Source organism: Variovorax sp. GW821-FHT10B04 (assembly GCF_059415645.1).
This window is the reverse complement of sequence record NZ_JBWKNQ010000012.1, coordinates 103,554-127,870: the sequence shown is the minus strand read 5'-3', so window position 1 is coordinate 127,870 and position 24,317 is coordinate 103,554. Positions and strand designations below refer to the sequence as shown.

Below are 24,317 nucleotides of genomic sequence, written 5' to 3'. Positions count from 1 at the left end.
GGCAAACCAGGGAGTGTAGTCAGACGGCGGCCGACACCCAAGCATGCCCCTGCGGCGACGCTCGGGAATCGCCCCGAAATCGAGCCTGTCGAACGCACGCGATGCCCATGGCCGCATGGCAACTCATAAGACTTGTCTTATGATATTTCCATGTCGAATCCACCCTCCGGCAGCGTCGCTGCAGCCGCGTCGCCGCGTGCCACTTCCGTCGCCAGCGCCGTGCACCTGCGCTCGGCCATCTCCAACCTGCAGCGTCGCCTGCGTGCGCCGGCACGGGAGGGCGGCGTCAGCATCGCCAAGCTCAGTGCACTGGGGCAACTGCATCGCTCGGGCGCCTTGCCCGCCGCCGAGCTCGCGCGCCGCGAGGGCGTGAAGCCGCAGACATTGACCCGCCTGCTGGCCGAACTCGAGGCCGAAGGCTGGCTGGCGCGCACGCCGCATCCGGTCGATGGGCGTCAGGCCTTGCTGAGCCTCACGCGCAGCGGCAGCGCACTGCTGGGCCGCGAAGTGCGGCGACGCGAGGCCGCGCTGGCCGCCACCATCGACGCGGAACTTTCAGCATCCGAACAGGCGCTGTTGCGCGACGCCTGCGCTCTGATCGACCGTCTTGCCGACGCGATGCCGCACGTGGCCGACGCCCGAAGCCTGGCATGACCGAGGCGCCGCACACCTCCCCCTCCTCCCGGCTGCGGGCCATGCTGCCGACGCCGGAAGCCGCCCGCTATGGCGTCCAGCTCGCGCTGGCGGTGATGCTGGCGGATGGCGCCTCGCTGGCCCTCGGCCTGCCCGAGGGACTGTGGGCCGTGATGAGCACCTTGATCGTGATGCGCCCGCAGGCCGGTGCAACGCTCGACGCGGGCTGGGACCGCTTGCGCGGCACGGCCGCGGGCATCGCGGCCGGGCTTTTCGGCATCGCGCTCCAGCACGCCGGACTGCCCGCGATGGTGGCCACGCTGGGCGTGGTGGCGTCACTGGCCTTCGTGACCGCCGGCATGCCTGCGCTGCGCGCTTCGCCGATCTCGGCGCTGATCATCCTGTCCGCCGGCAACGTGGCCGGGCATTCGCCGGTCCAGGTCGCCGTGCTGCGCGCCGCCGAGATCGGTGTCGGCGTGCTGGTCGGGCTTGGCGTGTCGCTGCTGGTCACGCGGGTGCACAGCGCGGTCCGGCTGCGGCACGGCGTCGATGCGCTGCTGCGCGAGATCGCGGCACAGACGCGGCTGTCGCTCGGCGCCGATGCGCGCACGGACAAGGCCCGGCTCCTGGCGGCCGCCCAGCTCCGCGCACGGCTGACCCGTCTGACGATGCTGGCCATGAGCGCCGACCGCGAGCACCACTGGAAGCGCCTTCGTCCGGGTGCCACCGCCCTCGAATCGAAACGCTCGCCGGCCGACCGGCATCAGCGCATCGTCCGTGTGCTGAGCCGCCTGGCGCAAGACGCCGCGCTGTTCGGCCGCCTGCGCGACACGCTGCCGGCGCTGCGTGACGAACCGCTGTGGGCCAGCGTTTCGCAGGGCGTACAGACCGCCCTGCTGCGCGCCACCAGCACCGCCGACGCCTCGACATCGGACGCGTTGCACGAACTCGGCGGCCTGCTGCGCCGGATGGGTGCCGAACGGCCGGACACGCAGGATGCGGCCCGGTTGCTCGCCGGACCGCTTCGACTGCTGGGCGCCGACCTGAAAGCGCTGGCGGCGCTGCACGTCGGTTCCTGAACGGCCCGCCGCGGCCGTGGGCGATCCTGCTGTCGGTGTGCACCGACGGCGGTTGGCGCCGATGCCCGAAGCGACCGTCGCATCGAACGCACGACAGTGGACGCTCCAAGCACACAGGAGCCTTCGCATGAACACACAGCCGTCGACCCGACCCTCCGCCGCGGATCCGGAGCCCGAGATCACCCGCGAGGAGTCGGTGCCCAGCGATGGCCGCGACACCGAAGGCGAAGCCATGATGAAGGACGTGCGCAACAAGAAGCTGCAGGAGCCTGGCGAGCGCGAGCACAAGACACCCGAAAAGGCACCCGACAAGGGCGCTTGAGCCATACCCGGTCAGTGTCGGTCGGCAGCCGCCGCGACGGCAAGCCACGCCGCCTGCAGCGCAGCCTGCGACGCCGGCCCCAGCACCGCGACGCGCACGTGGCCCGGCAACCCGAAGGACGCGGTGTCGCGCAACTTGACGCCCTGCTCGCGCAGGCGCGCGCACAGCGCCGCCACATCGTCGACCGGGGGTGCCGCACAGAAGAAGTTGCCCTCGCCCGGCAGGCAGCGCCAGCCCATCGACTCGCAGAGTTCGACCTGCCGCGCCTTCCAGCCACGCAGCGTGTGCAGGCTGTCGGCCAGCCATGCGCGGACCGGCTGGCGCGTCCACGCGTCGAGCAGCGCGACGCCATGCGCACCGACCGGCCACGAGGGCGAAAGGGCGGCGACGGCTTCACGCCAGTCGTCGCTGCGCACCGGCGCGATCGCATAGGCGGCGCGGATACCGGTCAGCCCCAGCGCCTTGTTCGGGGTCCAGAGCTGCCAGGCGCGGTCGAGGGCGCCGTCGGCGACGGCCAGCGACGGTCCGTGCGCCAGCCGAAGCGGTGCATACGCCATGTCGACCACGCAGACCGCGGTGTCAGGCAACGCACCAAGGCCGTCGCCCAGGCTCGCATCCGACTGCCCGAGCGGGCTCGAAGGCTCGCAGTGCCAGACCAGGGTCGTGGCCCCCTCGGAAGAAGCCGTCGCGGCGGCCTCGATGACCGAATCCATGCGCCGTATCGGCAGCCGCCAGGCCTGCGCCGCGCGTGCGTAGTCGCCATAGGACAGCGCCGGCAGCACCACGCGCGCAGAAGGTCCGCCGCGGCTGGCGACGGCCGCCGTGACGCGGAAGATGAACTCGCTCGCACTCGCGGCGATCACGATGCGCGCCGCATCCACCCCATGGAAGGCGGCCAGCCGTGCACGCAGCGCGGTGTAGGCCGGATCGGGATAGTGCTCGGCGTCGGCCCGCTGCAGCGCACGCAACGCGTCGGGGCAGGGTCCGCAGGCATTGCCGTTGGTCGAGAAGTCGTGCGGCGCCGCGCCTCGGGCGTCGGGGCCGCCGTGCTGTGTGCCGTGCAGGAATGTCATCGCGGCAGTGTCGTCGACAGCCATGCCATGGCCGCAGCGGCGGCGCATGCGCACACCACCAGGCCGAGCAGCGCACGCCAGCAAAGGCGAGCGGCCCGCACCGTGTCGGGCGCGGCGGGCGAACGTCCCGCCTCGTTCAGCGTGTAGACACCGGGCTTGCCGAGCCGCACGCCCAGCAGCAACGCCATGGCCGCCATCGGCCAGCCGCTGTTGGGCGACGGCGTGCGCCGCGCCTCGCGGCGGAGCACCGCGCGACGCGTCGGCTCGGGTGCGCCGAGCGCCGGCCGAGGCCACGCGCCGCCCGCACACAGAAGCCCCGCGCTGAGCCGCGCCGGCACCCACGACAGCAGGTCGTCGGCGCGCGCCGCCCACTTGCCCGCCCATTCCCACTCGCGCCCGCCGCGCGGACCGCGGTAGCCCCACATGGCGTCGGCCGTGTTGGCGAAGCGGTACAGCGCCGCGCCGGGCAGGCCCAGCAGCACGAACCAGAACAGCGGCGCCACCACCGAGTCGTTGAAGTTCTCCGCGAGCGACTCGATCGCGCTCTCGCGCACCTCGGCCGCGCCGAGCGCGCTCACGTCGCGGCTCACCAGCCGCGCGAGCTGTGCACGGCCGGCGTCCAGCGACACGGCCAGCGCGGCCTCGACCGCCAGCACCTCGCTGCGCAGCATCCGCCAGGCAAGCAGCGGCTTCAGCAGCAGCCCGGTGAGCGGCACCGTCGCCCAGAACGGAAGCCGCCACAGCACGGCCTGCAGCAGCACCCCGGCGCCCGCGACGAGCACTGCGCCCAGGCACCATGCCAGCGCGCCCGCGGCGAACACGGCGATGTCCGCACGGCGCGACGTGCGCGCACCGGCGACGGGCGCGATCCGGCGACCGGCCCAGCCCAGGTAGTTGCCGATCCACACCACCGGATGCCAGCGCGCGGGCGGCTCGCCGAACAGGTGGTCGACCAGCAAGGCCAGCACCAACGCCGCCACGGTGGCGCATGCGGCGGGCCAGGACATCGCCGGCCAGACGAATGGCCAGCCGATCATGCCCCAGGCTCCGCGACGACCGACGATGCGGGACGGCCACGCCGCCACTGCACCAGACCTCCCAGCGCCATCAGCAACGCCGCACCGAACGCCATCCAGAGACGCGTGACGACGCCGTCCATCGCAGGCGCGACCGCGTCCGCCACGCGCTCCAGCTTCAGTCCCTGGACGGGCTGCTGCGTTGCGGGGCGCGCGGCCTCTGCGTCCTTGGTGCTTTCAGCGGGCGCTGGTGCCGCTGCGCCCGCCGCGGATGCCTCGACCGGCAGCGGCGCATGCAACGGCGCCACGCTGCGCGCCGACAGATCCGCTGCCGCGAAGCGCGTCACCTCGGCATTGCGCTCCTTCAGTCCGCTGGCGCGTGCAGCGGCGTCATAGGCCTGCACCAGCTCGCGCCGTGTCGCCGCGTCCGGCTGCCAGTAGCCGAGCCGCACCGCATCGAGCATGCGTTCGAGCGTCTGCGCGAAGGCCGCGCGGTTGCTGCCCTCGAGCCATGCGCGCGTGCCGAGCCGGTAGCGGTCGCGCACGTACACGTCGTGCAGCGACTGCCACTGGTCGGGCCGCACCACCTGCGGCGCCGTCACCTGCCAGCCCCAGAGAAACTGCGCGGTCTTCAGCACCTGCAGCGTGCCGCTGTAGCCCTCCGCGCGCTGGGCGGCGATCCATTGCGGGTGCAGGTAGCGCGTCTGCATCTCGCGGGCGAGCGCACCGTCGGCCGTGTCGGTGCGCACCTCGCCAGCGCCGCCGCGCAGGTTCTGCACGTACAACGCCGGGTCGCGGCCGGTCAGGTGACGCACCGCCTGCGACAGCCCGCCAAGGTACTGGAACGGATCGTCGCTTGTCAGCATGCCGTAGGTGTTCGAGGTGCGCGACAGCAGGGCCGCATCGACCTGCGACAGGTTGGCCGCGAACGCGCCCTGCCGCGCGGCGCCGTCAAGCCCGTCGCCGTACGCATGCCCCATGCGGTCGATGAAGAGCTGCGCCATCTGCGCATCGCCGCCGGCCCGGCGCTGGCCTTGCCAGAGATCGGTGGCCAGCGCGGTCTCCTCCAGCCCGGCGCCGTAGCTGCCCTGCGCGTTGGAGAACACGCGCGCCGTCGACCAGCGCTGCGCCTCCGCGGGCGATGCGCCATCGGCCTGGAGGCGGCGCGCCATCGCCTGGCTGTGGCGCGCCACGGCGTTGTCGGCGTCCGGCAGCGCGGCCACCTGGCGCGCGGCCTCGTCGAGCCAGCGCAGCACGTTCGGGAACTGGTCGCGGTACGAGCCGGTGACGCTCACCAGCACGTCGATCCGCGGCCGGCGCAGCTCGGCCGCCGGCACCACCTCGATGCCGACCACGCGCCCGCCGTCGTCCCAGCGCGGGCGCACGCCCATCGCATGCAGCGCCTGCGCCTCCATCACGCCCTGGTGGCGCAGCGTCTCGCCGGCCCACAGCGTGAAGGCGATCTTCTCGGGCGCACGGCCGCCGTTGGCCAACGCATGCTGGGCGACCCAGGCGTCCATGGCCTGCACGCCGATGTCCCAGGCGGCACGCGTCGGCACGCGACTCGGATCGAAGCCATAGAGGTTGCGGCCGGTCGGCAGGCTGTCGGGGTTGCGCACGGGGTCGCCGCCGTAGCGCGATGCCAGGTAGCGGCTGTCGAGCGCGGCCAGAAAGCCATCGAGTTCCTCGTTGTGCGCGAGCACCGCGTCGAGTTGCCGTGCGCGTTGCGCCAGCGCCTGCAGCGCCGATGGGTCCCTGCCCTCCTTGCTCGCTGCATCCGCATCGGTCAGCGCCAGACCGATCCAGCGCGCCATCCGCGTGCCCGCCAGCCGGCTGGCATCGACCAGCAGCGCTTCGTCCGGGTCTTCGCCGAGCGCCTCCGCCAGCGGCTTGCGCAGGATCTGCAGCAGCGTCGAACGCCGCCGCTCGGCCGAAGGTGTCTCGCCGAAGGTCGCGAGGCCGAGCGGCTGCGCGGTCTGCGCCAGCTCGTCCAGGTACGGATGCAGCACCGCCATGAAACCTTCGAAGTCGGCGCGGATGCGTTGCGGCGTCCAGTGCAGGTCGCGGTCGTAGTGCTGCGCGACGAAGTCGGCGGTGAGCCGCGCCTCGAGCGCCGACTTGACCGCACCGGGCGACAGCGTTTCCCAGTCGTGCATGCGCTCGTGCAGCGCCGCCGCTTCGGGGCGGAAACCGGCGGGCGAGAACATCGGCGTCGAGTGGCTGACCATCGTCGCGCGGCCGCGCCGCTTGGCCGTGGTGGCTTCGCCGAGGTTGTCCATGATGTACGGGTACACATTGGGCAGGTCGCCCAGCGCGAGCAGCGGATCGTCCTGCGCCGACAGGCCGCGCTGCTTGCCTGGCGACCACTCGACCGTGCCGTGCGTGCCGACATGCACGACCGCGTTGGCGCCGAACTGCGTGCGCATCCAGAGGTAGGTCGCGAGGTAGCTGTGGCTCAGCGGAATCGCCTCGCGGTGGTAGAGCTGCGCCGACCTGCGCGCCGTGTCGGCGCCCGGTTCGAGGCGTGCCGGCTGGCGCATCACGACCACGTTGCCGAAGCGCACGCGCGGGATCACGAAGGCCGGCGCGCCCGCCACCGTGAGCAGCATCGTCGAGCGCTCGGGCGGCCCCCAGTAGGCCTCGATGTGCTGCTGCGTCTCGGCGGGCAGCGCACGGAACCACGCCAGGTAGCGCGCCAGCGGCAGCGTGTCGGCCAGGTCACGGTCGAGCAGCGGCTGGAACTGCCCGGTGTCGTAGGACGCGGACAGCGTCGCCTGCACCTGCGCGATCAGCGCGTCGGCGCCCGGCGCGTCGGTGCGGTAGCCCGCGGCGGACATCGCGCCGAGCATCCGGTCGACGCTGCGCGGCACGTTCAGGAAGGACGCGCCGAAGTTCGCTTCGCCCGGCGGGTAGTTGTAGACCAGCACCGCAATGCGGCGCGCGGACGCGGGCGTGCGCTGCAGGCGCAGCACCGCGGCGGCCTTGTCGGCGACCGAAGCGATCTGCAGCGGCAGCGGCTGCTGCACGCCGGTCGCCGCGTCGCGCGCGGTGATCAGCATCGGGTCGACCATGCCCGCGAGCTCGCTCGGCGCGTAGTAGAAGGCGACGTCGGACGACGCCAGGCCGTCCTTACTCTGCGCCCATTGCGCCGCATCCATCGCAAGCGCGGGCAGCGTCTGCAGCACCGGCACGCCGATGCGTTCGAGCTCGGCCTTGCGCTCGTTCGGGTTGAAGACCAGCGCGGCGTTGATCAGCAGATCCGCCACGCGGCCGGTGTCTGGTGGGCCGGACGTGCCGACTGCAGCAGCCGCATCCGCATGCGTCATCCGATAGAACAGGTCGGGCTGCTGGCGCGGCCCGTAGAACGCATAGGCCCGCAGGCCACGCTGCGCGAGCGCGTCGATCAGCGTGTCGAGCCAGCCGGTGTCGTCGCTCGTGAAGGTGGCGCTGTTGACCGCGATGGCGACGGTCGGCGCGGCCACGCCCGGCGCACCGGCGGAGACGCCCGACAGCGCCACCGGCGGCGGCGGCAGGTTCGCGAGTGCGGCGACGTCGCGCTCGATGCGCGGCCAAGCCGGGTGGTAGAAGCCCGCCGGCGGCAACTCGACCGGCTCGGGCAACCCCGACGCATCGCCGACCTGCCGCAGCGCGGCCATCGCGGCGGCCGTGTTGGCTGCGCCGCCGAAGCGCCAGTAGGCGCGCAGCCGCTGCGCCCAGGCCGCATCGACACCGCGCTCGGCGGCCAGCGGCGGCACCGCGAACGGCGGGCCCTTGGCGACCGATGCCGTCTCGCCGATCAGCACGTACGGCATGCGGCTCTGCGCGATGCGATCGCCGAAGCGGGCGGCGGCGGCCTGCGCCACGCTGGCATGCGGCGCATCGATGAGCAGCAGCGCGGCGCCGTCGAGCGCATGCGCCAAGGCCTCGGCATCGTCCTGCGCGGCCCGCACCGTGCGCAGGGGCACGCCGGCCTTGCGCGCGGCAGCCTGCAGGCCGGCGAGACGGGCGGGCGGCACGAGCGGCGTGCTGAGCAGGACGATCGGCGGCACGGCATCGGCGACTGCTTCGGCTGCATGGCTTGACGCATCGGCCGTCGCATTCGCCACATTCGTCGCGGCGTCACGCGCAGCAGGCGCAGCAGGCGCAGCAGGCGCAGCAGCAAGGCTCGCCCCGCCCAACACCAGGAGCCACATCAGCCCGACCCACCACGCCGCGCGCGAGGCCAGCCCGCGCCAGGCGCCAGCCCGCGCGCGACTCACGGCCGCACCGGCTCCGCGCCGGCCGGCACGTAGACCATCGTCCCGTCCTTCAGCCGATAGGCCGTGCCGGCCTTCTCGCCATCGCCCGCACCCGAGGCGCCGCTGGAGCGGAAGCGCGTGACCGTCTGCCCGTCCTTCTGCAGGATCTCCATGTCGGGCCGGCCCGCGTTGCGGATGATGGTCAGCGTGTCGTGCGCGAACGGGTTCACCGGGTTCTGGATGACCGCGATCATCAGCATGCCGATCACCACCAGGAACACGTCGACCAGATTGATGGCGGACAGCACCGGGTCGTCGTCCTCCCCGTCCAGGCCGTCGAGGATGTTGAAGCGCCGCCGCGTCATGCCGCCTCGCGCATGTCGAGCACGGCGACCAGCTCGCGCATCAGCCAGCGGCGCCGCACCGTGTGGACCACGAAGGTGATCGACGCCGAGGCCAGCGCGACGATCACGCTGGCGAAGGCCGGCGCCAGGCTCTGCGCCACGCCCTGCGATTCACCGGAGGCGACCGCGACCAGCGCCGGGCCCATCGGGATCATGGTCGCGATCAGGCCGAGCATCGGCGCGACGCGGCTGCACAGGCGCACGCCTTCGAGCTGCTTGAGCACGGCCAGCTCCATCTGTTCCTGGCTCGCGCCGGCCGCGGCCAGCGGGTGCAGCACCAGCACGCGAGCTGCGTCGCCACGGCGCTGCAGCGCCTCGACCCCGAACGCGCCCAGACTCCAGACCGCGTAGACGAAGCACAGCAGCACGCCCAGCGTGACGGGCCAGAGAAACAGCCGCGCGAGTTCGAACAGGACGGCGTCGAGCGCGAGCACCGTCAGTCCTCGATGCCGCGCTGCGCGGGAATGCCGGCCTTGAACGCATGCTTGACCAGCGTCATCTCGGTCACCGTGTCGGCCAGCTCGATCAGTTCGGGCGGGCAGCGGCGGCCGGTGAGCGCGACGTGCACGTGCTTCGGCCGCGCACGCAGCGTCTCGAGCACGCCTTCGAGCGGCAGCCAGCCGTAGATCAGCGGGTAGGTGATCTCGTCGAGCACCACCAGGAAGAAGTCGCCGGACAGGATCGCCGCCTTCGCCTTCTCCCAGCCGTCGCGCGCCAGCTGACCCGAGCGTTCGAGGTCCTGGCTCTTCCAGCTGAAGCCGTCACCGAGCCCCTCGATCGGGATACCGATCTGCTCGAACATGCGGTGCTCGCCGAAGCGCGCGCTCGGCACCTTCATGAACTGGTAGATCTTCACGGGCTTGCCGCGGCCATGGGCACGCAGCGCGAGGCCGAAGGCCGCGGTGCTCTTGCCCTTGCCGTCGCCGGTGTTGACGATCACGATGCCGCGGCGCTCGCCCTCGGGCTTCTCGTAGGGCTTGGCGGCGGGAGGCGTTTCTATCTGCATGGGATGTCCATCAAGTCATTCACTTCGATCAGTTCGATCACCTGGCGCATGGGGGTCACTTCGGCAGGGCGATCCATTGCCCCGCGATCGGGTGCACGGCCACGCGCTCGTCGAACACACGCTCCAGCGCACGGTGCGTGGCCGTGTCGCTGCAGGCGCCGTGGTGTGCGATGCGGCCGGCCGCCATCACGACGAGTTCGTCGGCGCACAGCGCCATCGACAGTTCGTGCAGCACGCTGACGACCGTGTGGCCGGCATCGACCAGCGCGCGGGCGGTGAGCATCCAGTCGGACTGGTGCGGCGGGTCGAGGTTGGCGAGCGGCTCGTCCATCAGCAGCACGTCGGCCTCGACCGCGAGCGCGCGGGCCAGCAGCACGCGCTGGCGCTCGCCGCCCGAAAGCTGCCCCAGCGGCCGGTCGCGCCAGTCCCAGGCCTGCGTGCGGCGCAGCGCGCGTTCGACCGCGGCGCGGTCGGCGTCGCCCGGCGCGGCCAGCCAGCGCTGGTGCGGCAGTCGGCCGAGCATCGCGACGTCGTAGACCATGAGGTCGTCGGCACTCGGCTCGCCGGCACCGCCCTGCCCCAGCCAAGACAGCCGGCGGGCCCGCTGGCGGCCCGGCAGGTCGCGCAGCGGCGCACCGGCCAGCAGCACCTCGCCGCTGTGCGCCAGCAGGCCGGCCAGCACGCGCAGCAATGTCGACTTGCCCGCGCCGTTCGGCCCGACGATGCTGGTCCAGCGGCCGGCCGCGATCGCCAGGTCGATGCCGTGCAGCACGTCGCTCTGGCCGAGGCGCGCGCCGACGCCGCGCGCCTCGAGCGCAGCGGGAGCCGGCACGTCTCGCGCATTCGCAGCGCCCATCGCACCCATCACAGTCGTCGCACTCATCGGCCTCTCCGGTGCATCAGCCACAGCAGGTAGCTGCCGCCGAGCACCGCCGTGAGCACGCCGACCGGCAGCTCCTGCGGCGCGATCAGCCAGCGCGCGAGCAGGTCGGCGGTCATCAGCAGCAGGCCGCCCATCACGGCCGACAGCAGGATCAGGCGCGCATGCGTGGTCTTGACGGCCGAGCGCACCAGGTGCGGCGCAGCCAGGCCGACGAAGGCGATCAGGCCGGTCTGCGCCACGGCGGCGCCGGTCGCCATCGCGAGCACCGCGACCAGCGCGGCACGCATCGCGCCCAGCGGCAGGCCCAGGCTCGCGGCGGTCGCCTCGCCGAGCGCCAGGCCGTCGAGCACCGGCGCCAGCGCCCAGGCCAGCAGCAGGCAGCCGGCACCGAAAGCGGCCATCAGCGCGCAGGCGCTCCAGCCGACCAGGCCGGTGCTGCCGAGCATGAAGCCGGTCAGCGCCACCAGGATGTCGGCCGAGCCGATGGTGATCAGGTCCTTCAGCGCACCCAGCACCACGCCGACGATCACGCCTGCGAGCAGCAGCCGCAGCGTCTGCTGGACGCCTCGCGCCAGCATCAGCGTGAGCAGCACCGCGAGCACCGCGCCGACGAAGGCCGCGCCGGTGAGCCCGAGCCGCACGACCCACTGCGTGCTGGCCGGCGACGCGCCGAACATGAGCAGCGCCACGGCCACGCCCAGCGCCGCGCCGGACGCACTGCCCAGCAGGTACGGGTCGGCCAGCGGATTGCGGAACAGCCCCTGCGCCACCGCGCCCGCCAGGCCCAGCAGCGCGCCCGCCAGCCAGGCACCGAGCGTGCGCGGCAGCCGGATGTCCCAGACGATCTGCAGCGCGATCGGGTCGTGCCGCGCCGCGAGCACGCTCTCGAAGCCGGTGCTGCCGACGCCGATGCCCAGCAGCAGCACCAGTGCGCTCAGCACCAGCAGGGCCAGGGCGAGCCAGTTGGCGCGGATCTTCTGCGTGCTCATGAAGTCGCCGGCGATGTCATCGCGGCGCCTTGTCGGCCAGGCACTGCGCCATCAGCCGCGCCGCCTCGCCCATGCGCGGGCCGGGCCGCACCAGCACGTCGGCATCGGCCGCGTTGAAGCGGCAGATGCGGTGCTCGCGCACCGCGCGGATGCCGGCCCAGCCCGGACGCTCTTCCAGGCCGGTGGCGCTGCGCTCGCCGACCATGATCAGGTCGGGATTGGCGCGCACCACGTACTCCGGGTTGAGCTTGGGAAAAGGCCCGAGCGCCGCCGGCACGATGTTCTTCACGCCGAGCCGCGTCAGCGTCTCGCCCATGAAGGAGCTTTCGCCCGCGGCATAGGGGCCGTTGTTGACCTCGAAGTACACGCGCGTGTTGCGCAGCCCCGGCGGCAGCGACTGGGCCGCGGCCGACACGCTGGCATCGATCGCGCGCCAGACGCGCTGCGCGTCGTCGGTGCCAAGCACCTGGCCGAGCTTGTCGAGCACGCGCTTCATGTCGACATGGTTCTTCGGCTCGAGCGTCAGCACCTTCATGCCGAGCGCTTCCAGCCGCTGCGTGACGCGCGAGGACTTGGCCAGCAGCACCACGTCGGGCTTGAGCGCGACGATGGCTTCCACGTTCGGGTCTATCCCGCCGCCGACCTGCGGCAGCGCGCGCACCGACGCGGGCCAGTTGGAGTAGCGGTCGACACCGACCAGCCGCGCACACGCGTCGAGCGCGCAGACCGATTCGGTCAGCGACGGCAGCAGCGTGACGATGCGCTGCGGCGGCTGCGCCAGATGCACCGTCACACCGCGTTCGTCGGTGACGTCGACCGCTTGCGCCGCCGTGGTGCCGGCGGCCCACAGCGCGACCGCGGCGAGGCACGTCGCCAGCGCGGTGCCCATCCGTGCGCGCCGGGGCCGGCGGGCGCTCATGTGGTTCGTGTGATTCATGCGGGTTCCTTCAGCGTCAGCGGCAGTCCCGCCGCCATCAGCGTGACGCGGTCGCATTCGGCGGCCACGTCCTGGTTGAGCCGGCCGAGCGCGTCGACGAAGGCACGGACCTCGCGGCCCATCGGGATCACGCCGAGCCCGATCTCGTTGCCCACCAGGACCAGCGGGCCGCGCGCATGGCGCAGCGACTGCAGCAGCCCGTCGGTGGCGTCGCGCGGGTCGATCGGCGCACCGGCCATCGGCATCAGCAGATTGGTGAGCCACAGCGTGAGGCAGTCGACCACGACCAGCGTGTCGGGCGCGCTCAGCGCGGCCAGCGTCCCGGCCAGCGCGCGCGGCTCCTCGATGGTGGCGAGGCCGGGCACGCGTTCGCTGCGATCGGCCTGATGGCGTGCAATGCGCGCGCGCATCTCGTCGTCGTGCGCTTCGGCGGTCGCGACCAGCACCGCGCGATGCGACGCCGACGCGGCCAGCCAGGCGGCGGCGCACAGCTCGGCGCGGCGCGACTTGCCGCTCTTCTGGCCGCCGAGGATCAGTTCGCGCTCAGGCATCGGCGAACACCAGGGGCGCGGGCTGGAACAGCGCCGCCGCGGCTTCGGCGCTGGACGGCAGCCAGGCATGGAAGTAGCTCGCGCGCACGCTGCCGCGAACGTAGACGGCCTCGCCCGCGCCGACGGGTTGCGCAACGCCGGGCCGGGCCGTGCGCGCGGCCGGTGGCATGGGCGTCTCGCACGACGAGTAGTGAAAGGTGTGTCCGCGCAAGGCGTGCCCGTTGAGTTGCAGTTGTTGCGGCCCGAGGCCGGAAAGGCGCTTCTGCATCGTCACGCGGCCCGGCAGCAGGCCCCACATCGGATGCGCGACGCCATCGGCCGTCACCAGGGTGTCGAAGAGCGACATCATGCCGCCGCATTCGGCCCAGACCGGCTTGCCGGCCGCGGCATGCGCCACCAGCGCATCGCGCAACGCGGACTGCACCGAGAGCGCATCGGCGTGCAGTTCCGGATAGCCGCCGGGCAACCAGACCGCGTCGCACGCGGGCAAGGTGTCGCCCGCCATCGGCGAGAAGAAGACCATCGACGCGCCCATGGCGGTCAGCAGGTCGAGGTTGGCGGGGTAGATGAAGGAGAACGCGGCGTCGCGCGCAATGGCGATCGTGCGGCCGGCCAGCAGCGGCGCGGGCGGCCGTGCATCGGCCATGGCATCGAGCGCTGCTTCGGTCGACACCGCGACCGGCGGCGACCATCGCGGCAGCCGGTCGAGCGGCAATTGGCCCAGCGGCGTCGCGGCCAGCGCATCTGCGGCGGCATCGAGCCGCGCCATCGGGTCATCGATCTCGCCTGCGCCGACCAGGCCCAGGTGACGTTCGGGCAGCGCGAAGTCCGCACTGCGCGGCAGGCCGCCGAGCCACTGCGCAGGCTCGCGCAATGCGGCCTGCAGCATGCCGGCATGGCGCTCGCCGGCCACGCGGTTGGCCAGCACGCCGGCCCAGGGCAGGCAGGGGCGGAAGTGCTGCAGGCCGAACGCCAGCGCGCCGAAGGTGCCGGCCATGGCCTGCGCGTCGATCACGGCGATCACCGGCAGCCCGAAGCGCTCGGCCAGGTCGGCGGCGCTGGGCGTTCCGTCGAACAGGCCCATCACGCCTTCGACGATCAGCAGATCGGCCGAGGCCGCCGCGGCCTGCAGGCGCGCACGGCAGTCGGCCTCGCCGGTCATCCAGAGGTCGAGCGAATGCACCGGCGCGCCGGTGGCCAGCGCCAGCCAGTGCGGATCGAGAAAGTCGGGCCCGCACTTGAAGGCGCGCACGGTGCGACCCTGGCGCGCATGCAGCCGCGCGAGCGCGGCCGACACCGTGGTCTTGCCCTGGCCCGAGGCCGGTGCGGCCACGAGCACGGCGGCGCAGGTCGCGCCCGCGGCGGAGGCTTCGCGACGGCTTATTGCGGCGTCCACTTGAGGCCGAGGTAGCCGGTGCGGCCACCGGTGGCGTAGCCGCGCGCCAGCATGTAGTCCTTGTCGCCGGCGTTGTCGAGACGCGCCAGCAGGCTCAGGTCACGCGTGATCTGCGTGCTGGCCACCAGGTTGAGCAGCGTGTAGCCGCCCAGCACGCGCGTGTTGGCCGCGTCGTCGTAGCGCTTGGCGGAGGTCTGCAGCTCGGCGCCCAGCGTCCAGCCGGCGACCTGCCAGTCCGCACCGAAGGTCGCATGGCGGCGCGAGCGGCGTGCCAGCTGGTTGCCGGTCACCAGATCGCGCGGGTCCTGGAAGTCGGCCGATGCGCGCAGCGACACCGCGCCGATGCGCTGGTCGGCCGACAGCGTCACGCCCTCGTACTCGGCGCGTGCCGTGTTGGCGTAGCAGCCGTAGAGCGACACGCAGCCGACCGCGGTGCTGTCGTAGGTGATCAGGTTGGTCACGCGGTTGCGGTAGACCACCACGCCGGCCGAACTCGAACCCTGCGTGTACTTCAGGCCCGCTTCCACGTTGCGGCTCTCTTCGGGCTTCAGGCTGGCCACGCCGTATTCGCTGAAGCGCTGGTACAGCGTCGGCACGCGGAAGGCGGTGCCGGCCGACACGGTGGCACGCCACTGCGGCGTGATCGCGAAGCCGTAGGCCGCGCTGCCGGTGTTCTTGCCGCCGAACTCGCTGTCGTCGTCATGGCGCGCGTGCAACTGGATCGAATGCGGCCCTTGCACGAAGCTGTAGCCGATCGCGCCGGCGTTCTGCGAACGGTCGCGCGCCAGCAGTGCGGCGGACGAGGTCGCCGCGTTCTCGAGGTCGTCCTCGCGGCGCTCGAGCGAGGCCGTCACCAGGTGCGGGCCGAAGCGGAATTCGTTCTGGAACAGGTAGCCGCGCAGCTGCGTTTCGGTCCGGTAGAACGACGGCAGCGTCTGGTAGGTCGTCTTGCTGTCGGTCACCTGCACGCGGGTGCTGTAGATCTCGTTCCACTTCGCGATCCATGCCGCGCCGACCGTGCGCAGCGTGCTGCTGTTGAGGTCGTCGGGGTACGTGGCCGGCGCGCTGCCGAACTTGGCAGCGTCGTACTGCGAGCGCAGGTCGTTGTAGAGCACGGTGGCTTCCACGCGCTGCGAATCGTTGATCCGGAAGCCCAGGCGTGCATTGCCCGAGGTCGTGCGGTAGCCGTCCTTGTCGGGGCTGGTGTAGCCGTCACGCGATGGCGTGCGTTTGTCCAGCGGCTGGATGTTGTAGCCGTCGCTCTCGTCGTGCGCCACGCCGAGCGAGTAGTCGAAGGCGCCGCCCACACCGGCCGAGCCGCTCACGCCGGCTTCGGTGTGCCGCAGGTTGTGGCTGCCGAAGCCCACGCCCGCGTAGGGCGTCGCCGGGCCTTCGCCCTTCTTGGTGAACAGCTGGATCACGCCGCCGATGGCGTCCGAGCCATAGACCGCCGCAGCCGGGCCGCGCAGCACTTCGATGCGGTCGATCTGCGCCAGCGGGATGGCTTCCCAGGCGGCGCCGCCGGTCGATTGCGAGTCGATGCGCACGCCGTCGATGTAGACGGCCGTGAAGCGCGACTCCGCACCGCGGATGAACACGCTGCTGGAATTGCCGATGCCGCCGTTGCGCACGATCTCGACGCCGGGCTGGCGCGCGAGAAGATCGGCCACGCCGGTCGCGCCGCTGCGCTCGATGGTCTCGCGGTCGACGATGGAGACGTCGGCCACCAGGTCCGACAGCGGCTGCGCCACGCGCGTGGCGGTCACGACGGTTTCGGCGAGCGCCGGTTCGGCGGCGTTCTGGGCGAAGGCCGGGAAGGCCGGAAACGCAGCAGCCAGTGCGAGCGAGAGAGGAAGCGGGAGTGCGGCCAGGCGCGCGCGAGCAGACAGGCGTGCGCCTGCGGGAGAAATGCAATGTGTCATGGGAGCGAACTCGAAACAAGAACCCTGCCCGGCTTCCCCGCCGGACGTATGGGCATCACGACCGCAGTGCATGCAGGCATGCGTGCGGCCTCCTCGTTGGCCGGTATCCGGGCTGGCAGAGCGACCTTCACCGCCTTCCCAGAAGCCTGTTTCAGGGCGTCCAGTGGCTGAGTGATGAAAGCGGCATCGCGAAATGCCGTCTGCTTGACCGTTGCGGGGGCAGCGCAGGCTGGCGTCGGCCCGGTGGGCGTCGGCTCCTGCTTCCCGTTGAACTGCAACGCGTGAACCGCGCGGCGAGCACCAACGCGGCGGATTCTATTTGAAACAGAGAGCAACCCGCCTCGTGGAATCTACAATCCCGAGCATGTCCGCACCGAGCCCCATCGACCAGATCGCCGAGCGCGTGGAACGACTGCTCCTGCGACACGAGGAAGTGCAACGCACCAACGCGTTGCTGCAGCAGCAGGTCGAGGCGCTCACGCGCGAGCGCGACGCGCTGCGCGCCCGCCTCGGCGCGGCACGCAGCCGGGTCGACGCACTGCTCGAACGCCTGCCGGCCGAACCCACCCAGGACGCTGCCGCACCATGAAACAGATCGAGGTCCAGATCATGGATCAGAGCTATCTGCTCGGCTGCCCCGAAGGGGGCGAAGCGCAGTTGCGAGAAGCGGTGGAGCGCGTCGACGTGGCCATGTGCCGCATCCGCGACGCAGGCAAGGTCCGCGCACGCGACCGCATCGCGGTGCTCGCGTCGCTCAACCTGGCCTTCGACCTGGGCGTGCAGCTGGCCACCACGGCGGAGGCCGCAGCCGCTGCCGCAGCAACACCGCCCGAAGCGCCGCAAGCCATTGCGCCGCTGGCCGACACCACTGCGGACGAAGCTCGCGCGGCCGACCTGATCCGCCGTCTCGACCAAGCCCTTGCGGGCGATGGTCATTTGCTCTGACGATCCGCGCCGCCAGAGCGTTGGGCGCTTAGAATTGCCCTCGTCTGCAGTGCGCGTCGGGCTTAATATTTCCTTGTTCCAATGCTCTCCGGAGCCGGGCTTGGTACATCGCTTGGCGGGCGTGATCATCTCGCGTCAGATGAACCCGAAGCCTTGCTGCCCTCGCCCACCTGAACCCTGGTTCAGGATGCGGGTCCGGCGCACCACACTGCAGACACCTATTCCGGCATAGCCGATCGACGGCCCTCAGCACCAGCGGCTCGGGGCCGTTTCTGTTGGCGCTTTCACTTGCGCTCGCGGGCCGCCTTCAAGTCGTCGAGCGAGCCCGTCCAGAACTCGAAGAAGCCCGTCTTGGCGGAGGTTCGCAGCCAGCTCTGCCACAGCGTACGGCCCAGTTTCGATTCGCTCGGCGCGAGTCCGTCCTGCGTGACGGCGACGCTCAGCGAGCCGCCCGTCCTGCCTTGGCGATCGCTGCGGATCTGCTTGATCCTGGCCTGAAGAGAAGCAAATTCCTTCTGCGATTCGGGAGCGAAGTCGTAGACCAGCCAATGCCGTCCAGGGCCTGCGCGCGGCAGTTCCGGTGGCAGCGTTCCGACGGCCTTCAGCCGCATGGGTACCGCACGATGAATCGGCTCGAATGCGCCCGGCTCTTCAGGACGGACATCGACATCCAGCGTCGGCACGCCGCCCTTCGCCAGCACCAGCCGCTCATCGATCTCGACGGCCAGCATGATCTCCGCCGGATCGGCGACCAGCAATTCGGTTCGCAACGCCAAGAGGCGCGGAACGGACCCCAGGGGAACGCCGGAACAGCCCGCCAACAGCGCACAGATCCAGAGGCTCGAAGCCCCACGCAACAAAGACAACGGACGCATGCATCACTCCTTTGGGTGGTTTAAGATATCTGCCATTCAACAATAAATTATTGTTTTACAGATATTTTTAACGCCAAGGAGCTGAGTTGTCCACCCACACCGTTGTCCCCGCGGCATCCGCGGACATTCCTGCGCACCAACCTGAGCACTTCGGCAAGCTCTGCATGGCACTTGCGGCGATCTGCCTTGTCCTGGCGCTCGTCATGCCGGTGCTGGTGCCGCTCTACTGGGCCTGGGCGCCCACCGACAGCCTGCTGGCCCTCGCGAACCTCGGCATCGGCGACATCCGGAGCCCGCTGCATGACGGGCAACGCGCCATCGGCGCGCTGGTCAGCGCCGTGCCCGTCCTGCTCATGTCATGGACCTTGTGGCGGGCGCGCGAATGCCTGGCCGACCTGGCGCAGGGCCAGGCCTTCACGGCGCATGCCGCGCGCTGCATGCGCCGCCTGGCCGTGCTGATCGCCTGCACGGCCCTGGCCGCCTTCGCCGCGGTGCCCTTGCTGTCGGTCTCGCTGACCTGGGAGAACGCCGTGGGCGCGCGTGCGGTGGTCGTCGGAGGCGGCGTCGCACACGCCCTCGTGCTGCTGTGCGCGATGGTGCTGTGGCTGATGAGCGGCGTACTCCGGCAAGGCCAGTTGCTGGCCGAAGAAAATGCCGCGTTTCTCTAGCCGAGGCCCGCGATGACGATCGTCGTCCAGCTCGACGTGATGCTCGCGCGCCGCAAGGTCCGCTCGAAGGACCTGGCCGAGCACGTCGGCATCACCGAAGCCAACATGTCGCTGCTCAAGCAGGGCAAGGTCAAGGGCGTGCGCTTCGACACGCTCGAGAAGATCTGCAACTACCTCCAGTGCCAGCCTGGCGACCTGCTCGTGTACGAGGCCCCTTCCGAGCCGGGCGTCCAGCCGCGCTCAACACTCGGCGCCCCGCAGTGAAGTTCAGGCGCACCACAGCGCGACCTGCCGCCACACATCCATCCAGATCGCCTGCAGCGCAACGCCCGCCAGCAACGCACCGGCGATGCGCGTGCCCCAGGCCTGGCGCGCGACGTCGAGCCGCCAGCGCAGGCGCTGCCAGAGCCACGGCGCCGCCACCAGCGACACGGAGGTGCCCGCAGCGAACGCCGCCATGACGACGGCGCCCTGCCAGGGTCCATTGCCCAGCGAAGCCAGCATCAGTGCCGAATAGAGCAGACCGCAGGGCATCGCCAGCCAGAGCACGCCGGCGGCGAACACGCCGCGCAGCGAGCCGGCCAAAGGGCGCAGCCATTCGCCGACCCGACGACCGACCTGATGCGCCCACAAGGGCTGTCGCCCCATGATCGCCAGCACCGCGCCCCAGGCGAACACGAAGACGTGCAGCAGCACCCACAGCGGACGCAGTGCCGCCACATGCGCACTGGCGAACCCCAGGCCCTGCACCGTCGCCGCGGCCATGGCACCGCCGGCCGCATAGCCGAGCATCCGGCCTGCGTGCAGCGCCATGGTGGCCGCACCGTTCCCGGGAACGGCCATGGCCGCCGGCGACGCCAGCGTGGTCGCGATGCCGCCGCCGGGCAGACGCGCACGTGCGAGCCGCACTGCGCCCGCGCAGGCCGCGCCGCACATCGCGACGCAGTGCGGGCCGCCGGCCAGGCCCATCAGCAGTGCGGTGCCGGCCAGCGCGGTCTGCATCGCGCGCCCTAGATGATTCGCGAGAAGCGCGTGCGGTTGCGATCGGCCTGCAGGTAGCGGTCAAACACCATCGCGATGCCGCGCACGAAGAACCAGCCGGTGGCAGTGACCTGCACGCCGCGCGCATCCAGCACGACCAGGCCCGTCGCCTCCAGCGGTGCGAGTGCCGCCAGCTCGGCTTCGAAGTAGCGCCGGAAATCGATCAGGTGCGCGAGTTCGATCGACTCGAAGTCGACCCGGCCCTGGCACATCAGCGCCATGATCACCGAGCGCCGCAGCACGTCGTCGCGCGACAGCGCCAGGCCGCGCACCACCGGCAGGCGGCCCTGGCCGATCAGGTCGTAGTACTCCTCCAGCGTCTTCGCGTTCTGGCTGTAGGTCGCACCGACACGGCCGATCGCCGACACGCCGAGCGCCACCAGGTCGCAGTCCGGCTGCGTGCTGTAGCCCTGGAAGTTGCGGTGCAGCCGTCCTTGGCGCTTGGCGATCGCGAGCGGGTCGTCGGGCAGCGCGAAATGGTCCATGCCGATGTAGACATAGCCGGCCGCCGTGAGCGCCGCGATCGAGCGCGACAGCATCTCGATCTTCGTCGCCGCGTCGGGCAGCTCGTCGCCATGGATGCGCCGCTGCGGCTTGAAGCGCTCGGGCAGGTGCGCATAGGCATAGAGCGCGATGCGATCGGGGCGCAGCGTGCAGATCTGCGCCAGCGTCTGGTCGAAGGACGCGGCGTTCTGCCGCGGCAGGCCGTAGATCAGGTCGACGTTGAGCGAGCCGAAGCCGAGCCGGCGCGCGGCGGCGACCAGGTCGAACACCTGCTGCGCGGGCTGGATGCGGTGCACCGCCTTCTGCACGGCCGGGTCGAAGTCCTGCACACCGAAGCTGAGCCGGTTGAAGCCCAGCGACGCCAGTTCGGCGAGCCGCTTCTGGTCGATGGTGCGCGGGTCGACCTCGACCGCGTACTCGCCGCCCGGCACCAGCGTGAAGGCCGCGCGCAGCATGGCCATCAAGCGCCGCAGTGCAGCGTCGTCGAGAAAGGTCGGCGTGCCGCCGCCCAGGTGCAGCTGGCTGACGACGGCGCCTCGGCCAAGCTGTGCCACCTGCAGTGCGATCTCGCGCTCCAGGTGGTCGAGGTACTCGTCGGCGCGCTCGTGGTGCCGCGTCACGATCTTGTTGCAGGCGCAGAAATAGCAGAGCGATTCGCAGAACGGGATGTGGACGTACAACGACAGCGGCATCGCACCGCCGCGTGCGCCGGCCGCGCGCTGCCGCAGCGCCTGCCCGTAGTCGTCGGCGCCAAAGGCCTCGACGAAGCGGTCCGCCGTCGGATAGGACGTGTAGCGTGGCCCGGCCACATCGAAGCGGCGCAGGGTGTCGGGCGTCAGGACCGGCGTCGCGGTGATGGCGGTGGAAGCAGAAACGGCAGAAGTGCCAGAAGCGCCAGCCATGGGCGCAGCGGGATCGGCAAGGACGGAAATCGGCATGCAGGCACTGTGCCGCCAACGGCCGCCCTCTCCCTTGACGTGGATCAATCCGCCTGCGGGACCGCCTGCCGACAATCCGGCAAAAGGGACTCACACCGACCGCGCTGCCGAGACAGGCGGCCGGCCGACACCGCCTGCGCCATGACACCCGAAACCATCAAGATCGCCTGTTCCAACTGCAACCTTCGCGAGCTGTGCATGCCCGTCGGGCTGAACGCCTCGGAGCTCGAGCGCATCGACGAGATCGTCGCGACCCGGCGCAAGGTCAAGCGGCGCGAGGCGCTGTTCCACAACGGCGAACGCTTCACGTCGCTGTTCGCGATCCGCACGGGCGTCTTCAAGACCCGCGTGACGACCGAGGACGGCCGCGACCAGGTCACCGGCTTCCAGATGGCGGGCGAGATCATCGGGCTGGACGGCATCGTGAACGACCGCCACACCTGCGACGCCGTCGCGCTCGAAGACGCCGAAGTCTGCGTGATGCCGTTCGAGCGCATCGAGGAGCTGTCGCGCGAGGTGACGGCGCTGCAGCGCCACGTGCACCAGATCATGAGCCGCGAGATCGTGCGCGAGCATGGCGTGATGCTGCTGCTGGGCAGCATGCGTGCCGAGGAACGCTTGGCGGCCTTCCTGCTGAACCTGGTGCAGCGCCTGCATGCGCGCGGCTTCTCGGCGTCCGAACTCGTGCTGCGGATGACGCGCGAAGAGATCGGCAGTTATCTCGGGCTCAAGCTTGAGACGGTGAGCCGCACGCTGTCGAAGTTCGTCGAGGACGGGATTGCGGAGGTGCAGCAAAGACACGTGCGGATCGTGGATGCGGAGGCGCTGCGGCGTCTTGTGAATTCGCCGGCTTGTTGAGGGGGGTGGGCTGAGCGGGCTAATGCGCTGCTTTGCAGCGGTCGCTGACGATCGCTCTGCCGTGTGGGCTGTCAGCAATGTGCCCAAAGCCGAAATTGATCGGGTGGTAGCAGAAGGCTGTCTGGAGTCGCTGGCTTTTTGGCGAGCCAGCGGCCGCTGCTAAGTCAGTGCGACATGCTCACGTCAGCCGACGCGATGCTCGGCAAACGGAAGACCCAACCAGCGCCCGAAAAGCGACTACTTTCGAGTGCGCCAATCCTTGGTGTACAGCAGGTCGTCGTGAGCGAGTTTCAAGACTGTGAAGCGCTTTAACAGCTGCTCCACTTCCGGCCCAAACTTCTTCGCCTCATCGAACGACAGAAAAATCTGCTTCGACTGCATGGCTGCCAGGATGCGCAAAATGCGCGCCGTCGCTGGCACCTCGATGTTCTTGTAGATGACCGAGTCGTGAAGCGCCATCGGCAACTTGGTGAGCGACAGCATCGCCAGGTCAAACCCCACCAGGCCTGCGAAGGACTTGCCAGTGCCGGTGTCGTCTGGTGAGGTGAAGAGATAAGACCCAGCATTCCTAATGCGGAGTTCTGAGGCGACCCGCGACGGGCCGTAGACCACCTTGTTGAACGACCTGAGCTTGCCGTTCACTTGGCTTTCGATGGCCAAGAAGATTCCTGCATAGATGTCTTCTAGGCGATCGTTTGAGCCTTTGACAGCAGCGTCGATGTTGACCTTGCTCTCGAAGTGATAGTTTTCGGCGGCTGCCTTGTCGACGGCGCCTTTCAGTTCGAAAACGCGATTGAACACGTCGTCAGGCAGGCCCTTCGACTGCAGCGATGCCTGGATCGCAGCATCCACTTGAGCCAGCTCAGACGCTGCTGCGCGCTCTTCCTCGACAGTGGCAGCCAGCTCATCCTTCAATTCCTTCTTGACGATGCTGCCAATTTTCTGGTGGAAGGCCTCAACCTGTTCGAGGCGCTGCACGTCAACCGTCGGGAAGAAGTCGGCGACGAGCGCAATATTGGCCGCAAGGCGCGGTGTGATGCCCGAGATCTCCCGCTCAAGGCGGCGGACCTTGGTCTGAAGTTCGATGCGATGGCTACCAAGCTCAAGCTTGCGCTGCTGCTTCTTCTGCAAGTCTTGGTCGAACAGCGACTCATAGACATTGAGGGCGCCGCTGAACCCGTTCTTCAACTGCTCAATCTGAGCTTGGTTGGACTCGATTGACCGGGTGTTCTCTAGGTACTGGGGCTTGGTGATCTTCGGGATGATGCTCGCAGTCATGGAGTCGCTGATGAGCTTCTTGCGGTTCTTCAGACCGTCCAAAGTCTTGCGCTCTAGTGCCACATCAGGGCTGCGGCCAAATAGGTCAACCAGGCGGGTGATGGCCGCCGCGACTGGTTCCTTGTCTGCGCCCACGAACGGGTGGCTTGGGTTCAGCCCGCCTTTCTTCCAAATGCGCGAAAACGGATTCACGATGGACCGGAACGTGCCCTCCAGCTCGTCCAGCCCGTACAAGCGCTTCAGCAGCCTGTTGTACTCGTCGATTCCAAGCTCGCGCTGTGCCTCATACTCTTCATTGCACTCATGCACTAGGTCAGGGCTATCGGTCGCGCGTGAAAAGCACATCCGCTCGGAACCGAACTCGAACGAAAAGTCGTAGCGATGCGGCCCAAGCTCACGGATGGCCCCCGCATCGTCCTTCTCTGCGAAGGTCGAGCCTCCGAATACGAAGTCGATGACCATGAGAACCGTGGATTTGCCAATGGAGTTCTTGGCGTCATCGTCTCCAAGGATGACGTTCAAGCCAGGGCGGAATTTAATCGGTGAATGACTGAAGTGAACGCAGCGGATTTCTTTAAGCATAGCTAATCGAGCCTGTCTCTACTTCAATGGTCAGCATGCCGAGTACGAACAACACATCCAGCGCATGCAGGAACTCCGTCGCATCCTGAAAGACGCCGTGAGTTCGGCGGTAGACGTCCTGCACGGTCTCACCCTGCGATTTGCCCATCAAGACCTTCCGCATCTTGAACAGTGTCGAC

At 70.0% G+C, this 24,317-nt stretch carries 25 protein-coding genes and 1 riboswitch; of the genes, 8 read left to right on the top strand and 17 right to left on the bottom strand.

The window, feature by feature from the left end:
* Positions 1-150 precede the first annotated feature (150 nt).
* From AC07PZ_RS25260 to AC07PZ_RS25250, 3 genes are all read left to right on the top strand, one after another.
* Positions 151-654 carry a MarR family winged helix-turn-helix transcriptional regulator gene (locus tag AC07PZ_RS25260; RefSeq protein WP_495297904.1) on the top strand — a complete coding sequence of 168 codons (504 nt, stop codon included), beginning with the start codon at positions 151-153 and terminating at the stop codon, positions 652-654.
* Positions 651-1,712: an FUSC family protein gene (locus AC07PZ_RS25255; protein ID WP_495297903.1), complete on the top strand. Its 1,062-nt coding sequence runs from the start codon at positions 651-653 to the stop codon at positions 1,710-1,712. The genes AC07PZ_RS25260 and AC07PZ_RS25255 overlap by 4 nt, the downstream gene beginning before the upstream one ends.
* Before the next feature lie 127 nt (positions 1,713-1,839).
* Positions 1,840-2,034 carry a hypothetical protein gene (locus tag AC07PZ_RS25250; RefSeq protein WP_495297902.1) on the top strand — a complete coding sequence of 65 codons (195 nt, stop codon included), beginning with the start codon at positions 1,840-1,842 and terminating at the stop codon, positions 2,032-2,034.
* A gap of 11 nt (positions 2,035-2,045) precedes the next feature.
* Here the strand turns inward: AC07PZ_RS25250 and AC07PZ_RS25245 are convergent, their stop codons facing one another.
* From AC07PZ_RS25245 to AC07PZ_RS25190, 12 genes are read right to left on the bottom strand one after another with little or no spacing between them, the layout of a single operon-like run.
* Positions 2,046-3,107, bottom strand: coding sequence for an aminotransferase class I/II-fold pyridoxal phosphate-dependent enzyme (locus AC07PZ_RS25245; protein WP_495297901.1), 1,062 nt, complete (start codon positions 3,105-3,107; stop codon positions 2,046-2,048).
* Positions 3,104-4,144: an adenosylcobinamide-phosphate synthase CbiB gene (gene cbiB, locus AC07PZ_RS25240; protein WP_495297900.1), complete on the bottom strand. Its 1,041-nt coding sequence runs from the start codon at positions 4,142-4,144 to the stop codon at positions 3,104-3,106. The genes AC07PZ_RS25245 and cbiB overlap by 4 nt, the downstream gene beginning before the upstream one ends.
* Positions 4,141-8,382: a cobaltochelatase subunit CobN gene (gene cobN, locus AC07PZ_RS25235; protein WP_495297899.1), complete on the bottom strand. Its 4,242-nt coding sequence runs from the start codon at positions 8,380-8,382 to the stop codon at positions 4,141-4,143. The genes cbiB and cobN overlap by 4 nt, the downstream gene beginning before the upstream one ends.
* A complete protein-coding gene (locus tag AC07PZ_RS25230) occupies positions 8,379-8,726 on the bottom strand; it encodes a DUF2149 domain-containing protein (RefSeq protein WP_495297898.1) in 348 nt (115 codons plus the stop codon). Before AC07PZ_RS25230 ends, cobN begins: the two co-directional genes overlap by 4 nt.
* Positions 8,723-9,199: a MotA/TolQ/ExbB proton channel family protein gene (locus AC07PZ_RS25225; RefSeq protein WP_495297897.1), complete on the bottom strand. Its 477-nt coding sequence runs from the start codon at positions 9,197-9,199 to the stop codon at positions 8,723-8,725. Before AC07PZ_RS25225 ends, AC07PZ_RS25230 begins: the two co-directional genes overlap by 4 nt.
* Before the next feature lie 2 nt (positions 9,200-9,201).
* Positions 9,202-9,771 carry a cob(I)yrinic acid a,c-diamide adenosyltransferase gene (cobO, locus tag AC07PZ_RS25220; protein ID WP_495297896.1) on the bottom strand — a complete coding sequence of 190 codons (570 nt, stop codon included), beginning with the start codon at positions 9,769-9,771 and terminating at the stop codon, positions 9,202-9,204.
* A 55-nt stretch (positions 9,772-9,826) separates the two neighbouring features.
* On the bottom strand, positions 9,827-10,627 hold the full coding sequence (locus AC07PZ_RS25215; protein ID WP_495297991.1) for an ABC transporter ATP-binding protein: 801 nt from the start codon (positions 10,625-10,627) through the stop codon (positions 9,827-9,829).
* A gap of 23 nt (positions 10,628-10,650) precedes the next feature.
* Positions 10,651-11,643, bottom strand: a complete 993-nt coding sequence (locus AC07PZ_RS25210; RefSeq protein WP_495297895.1) for a FecCD family ABC transporter permease — start codon at positions 11,641-11,643, stop codon at positions 10,651-10,653.
* Between the two features lie 16 nt (positions 11,644-11,659).
* Entirely contained in the window at positions 11,660-12,532 is an 873-nt protein-coding gene (locus AC07PZ_RS25205; protein ID WP_495297990.1) for an ABC transporter substrate-binding protein, read from the bottom strand.
* A gap of 44 nt (positions 12,533-12,576) precedes the next feature.
* A complete protein-coding gene (locus AC07PZ_RS25200) occupies positions 12,577-13,131 on the bottom strand; it encodes a bifunctional adenosylcobinamide kinase/adenosylcobinamide-phosphate guanylyltransferase (protein ID WP_495297894.1) in 555 nt (184 codons plus the stop codon).
* Positions 13,124-14,527: a cobyrinic acid a,c-diamide synthase CobB gene (locus tag AC07PZ_RS25195; protein WP_495297893.1), complete on the bottom strand. Its 1,404-nt coding sequence runs from the start codon at positions 14,525-14,527 to the stop codon at positions 13,124-13,126. The genes AC07PZ_RS25200 and AC07PZ_RS25195 overlap by 8 nt, the downstream gene beginning before the upstream one ends.
* Positions 14,512-16,449 carry a TonB-dependent receptor domain-containing protein gene (locus AC07PZ_RS25190; RefSeq protein ID WP_495297892.1) on the bottom strand — a complete coding sequence of 646 codons (1,938 nt, stop codon included), beginning with the start codon at positions 16,447-16,449 and terminating at the stop codon, positions 14,512-14,514. Before AC07PZ_RS25190 ends, AC07PZ_RS25195 begins: the two co-directional genes overlap by 16 nt.
* Before the next feature lie 81 nt (positions 16,450-16,530).
* Positions 16,531-16,769: riboswitch (cobalamin riboswitch) on the bottom strand.
* A 44-nt stretch (positions 16,770-16,813) separates the two neighbouring features.
* Between AC07PZ_RS25190 and AC07PZ_RS25185 the strand changes: the two genes are divergently transcribed.
* Positions 16,814-17,038, top strand: coding sequence for a DUF904 domain-containing protein (locus AC07PZ_RS25185; RefSeq protein WP_495297891.1), 225 nt, complete (start codon positions 16,814-16,816; stop codon positions 17,036-17,038).
* Positions 17,035-17,394, top strand: a complete 360-nt coding sequence (locus tag AC07PZ_RS25180) for a cell division protein ZapA (protein ID WP_495297890.1) — start codon at positions 17,035-17,037, stop codon at positions 17,392-17,394. Before AC07PZ_RS25185 ends, AC07PZ_RS25180 begins: the two co-directional genes overlap by 4 nt.
* Before the next feature lie 284 nt (positions 17,395-17,678).
* Here AC07PZ_RS25180 and AC07PZ_RS25175 read toward each other — a convergent pair whose 3' ends face one another.
* On the bottom strand, positions 17,679-18,269 hold the full coding sequence (locus tag AC07PZ_RS25175; RefSeq protein WP_495297889.1) for a hypothetical protein: 591 nt from the start codon (positions 18,267-18,269) through the stop codon (positions 17,679-17,681).
* 86 nt (positions 18,270-18,355) lie between these two features.
* Between AC07PZ_RS25175 and AC07PZ_RS25170 the strand changes: the two genes are divergently transcribed.
* Entirely contained in the window at positions 18,356-18,937 is a 582-nt protein-coding gene (locus tag AC07PZ_RS25170) for a DUF2975 domain-containing protein (protein ID WP_495297888.1), read from the top strand.
* A gap of 12 nt (positions 18,938-18,949) precedes the next feature.
* Positions 18,950-19,201: a helix-turn-helix domain-containing protein gene (locus tag AC07PZ_RS25165; RefSeq protein WP_495297887.1), complete on the top strand. Its 252-nt coding sequence runs from the start codon at positions 18,950-18,952 to the stop codon at positions 19,199-19,201.
* A 3-nt stretch (positions 19,202-19,204) separates the two neighbouring features.
* On the opposite strand, the gene AC07PZ_RS25160 is transcribed toward AC07PZ_RS25165, so the two are convergent.
* Positions 19,205-19,939, bottom strand: coding sequence for a sulfite exporter TauE/SafE family protein (locus AC07PZ_RS25160; protein ID WP_495297886.1), 735 nt, complete (start codon positions 19,937-19,939; stop codon positions 19,205-19,207).
* Between the two features lie 8 nt (positions 19,940-19,947).
* On the bottom strand, positions 19,948-21,384 hold the full coding sequence (gene hemN / locus AC07PZ_RS25155) for an oxygen-independent coproporphyrinogen III oxidase (protein ID WP_495297885.1): 1,437 nt from the start codon (positions 21,382-21,384) through the stop codon (positions 19,948-19,950).
* A 177-nt stretch (positions 21,385-21,561) separates the two neighbouring features.
* Here hemN and fnr point away from each other — a divergent pair, with 177 nt between their 5' ends.
* Positions 21,562-22,278, top strand: coding sequence for a fumarate/nitrate reduction transcriptional regulator Fnr (gene fnr, locus AC07PZ_RS25150; RefSeq protein WP_495297884.1), 717 nt, complete (start codon positions 21,562-21,564; stop codon positions 22,276-22,278).
* Between the two features lie 237 nt (positions 22,279-22,515).
* On the opposite strand, the gene AC07PZ_RS25145 is transcribed toward fnr, so the two are convergent.
* Entirely contained in the window at positions 22,516-24,138 is a 1,623-nt protein-coding gene (locus tag AC07PZ_RS25145) for a DUF2326 domain-containing protein (protein ID WP_495297883.1), read from the bottom strand.
* Positions 24,131-24,286 carry an ABC-three component system middle component 7 gene (locus AC07PZ_RS25140; RefSeq protein ID WP_369816923.1) on the bottom strand — a complete coding sequence of 52 codons (156 nt, stop codon included), beginning with the start codon at positions 24,284-24,286 and terminating at the stop codon, positions 24,131-24,133. The genes AC07PZ_RS25145 and AC07PZ_RS25140 overlap by 8 nt, the downstream gene beginning before the upstream one ends.
* Between the last annotated feature and the right edge of the window lie 31 nt (positions 24,287-24,317).

Coding starts and splice junctions, on each gene's coding strand:
- fnr (WP_495297884.1), top strand. CDS start 21,562: ATGACACCCGAAACCATCAAGATCGCCTGTTCCAACTGCAACCTTCGC.
- AC07PZ_RS25190 (WP_495297892.1), bottom strand. CDS start 16,449: ATGACACATTGCATTTCTCCCGCAGGCGCACGCCTGTCTGCTCGCGCG.
- hemN (WP_495297885.1), bottom strand. CDS start 21,384: ATGGCTGGCGCTTCTGGCACTTCTGCCGTTTCTGCTTCCACCGCCATC.
- AC07PZ_RS25145 (WP_495297883.1), bottom strand. CDS start 24,138: ATGCTTAAAGAAATCCGCTGCGTTCACTTCAGTCATTCACCGATTAAA.
- AC07PZ_RS25210 (WP_495297895.1), bottom strand. CDS start 11,643: ATGAGCACGCAGAAGATCCGCGCCAACTGGCTCGCCCTGGCCCTGCTG.
- cobO (WP_495297896.1), bottom strand. CDS start 9,771: ATGCAGATAGAAACGCCTCCCGCCGCCAAGCCCTACGAGAAGCCCGAG.
- AC07PZ_RS25230 (WP_495297898.1), bottom strand. CDS start 8,726: ATGACGCGGCGGCGCTTCAACATCCTCGACGGCCTGGACGGGGAGGAC.
- AC07PZ_RS25245 (WP_495297901.1), bottom strand. CDS start 3,107: ATGACATTCCTGCACGGCACACAGCACGGCGGCCCCGACGCCCGAGGC.
- AC07PZ_RS25175 (WP_495297889.1), bottom strand. CDS start 18,269: ATGCGTCCGTTGTCTTTGTTGCGTGGGGCTTCGAGCCTCTGGATCTGT.
- AC07PZ_RS25180 (WP_495297890.1), top strand. CDS start 17,035: ATGAAACAGATCGAGGTCCAGATCATGGATCAGAGCTATCTGCTCGGC.
- AC07PZ_RS25215 (WP_495297991.1), bottom strand. CDS start 10,627: ATGGGCGCTGCGAATGCGCGAGACGTGCCGGCTCCCGCTGCGCTCGAG.
- cbiB (WP_495297900.1), bottom strand. CDS start 4,144: ATGATCGGCTGGCCATTCGTCTGGCCGGCGATGTCCTGGCCCGCCGCA.
- AC07PZ_RS25205 (WP_495297990.1), bottom strand. CDS start 12,532: ATGGGCACCGCGCTGGCGACGTGCCTCGCCGCGGTCGCGCTGTGGGCC.
- AC07PZ_RS25250 (WP_495297902.1), top strand. CDS start 1,840: ATGAACACACAGCCGTCGACCCGACCCTCCGCCGCGGATCCGGAGCCC.
- AC07PZ_RS25200 (WP_495297894.1), bottom strand. CDS start 13,131: ATGCCTGAGCGCGAACTGATCCTCGGCGGCCAGAAGAGCGGCAAGTCG.
- AC07PZ_RS25255 (WP_495297903.1), top strand. CDS start 651: ATGACCGAGGCGCCGCACACCTCCCCCTCCTCCCGGCTGCGGGCCATG.
- AC07PZ_RS25260 (WP_495297904.1), top strand. CDS start 151: ATGTCGAATCCACCCTCCGGCAGCGTCGCTGCAGCCGCGTCGCCGCGT.
- AC07PZ_RS25140 (WP_369816923.1), bottom strand. CDS start 24,286: ATGGGCAAATCGCAGGGTGAGACCGTGCAGGACGTCTACCGCCGAACT.
- AC07PZ_RS25165 (WP_495297887.1), top strand. CDS start 18,950: ATGACGATCGTCGTCCAGCTCGACGTGATGCTCGCGCGCCGCAAGGTC.
- AC07PZ_RS25185 (WP_495297891.1), top strand. CDS start 16,814: ATGTCCGCACCGAGCCCCATCGACCAGATCGCCGAGCGCGTGGAACGA.
- AC07PZ_RS25160 (WP_495297886.1), bottom strand. CDS start 19,939: ATGCAGACCGCGCTGGCCGGCACCGCACTGCTGATGGGCCTGGCCGGC.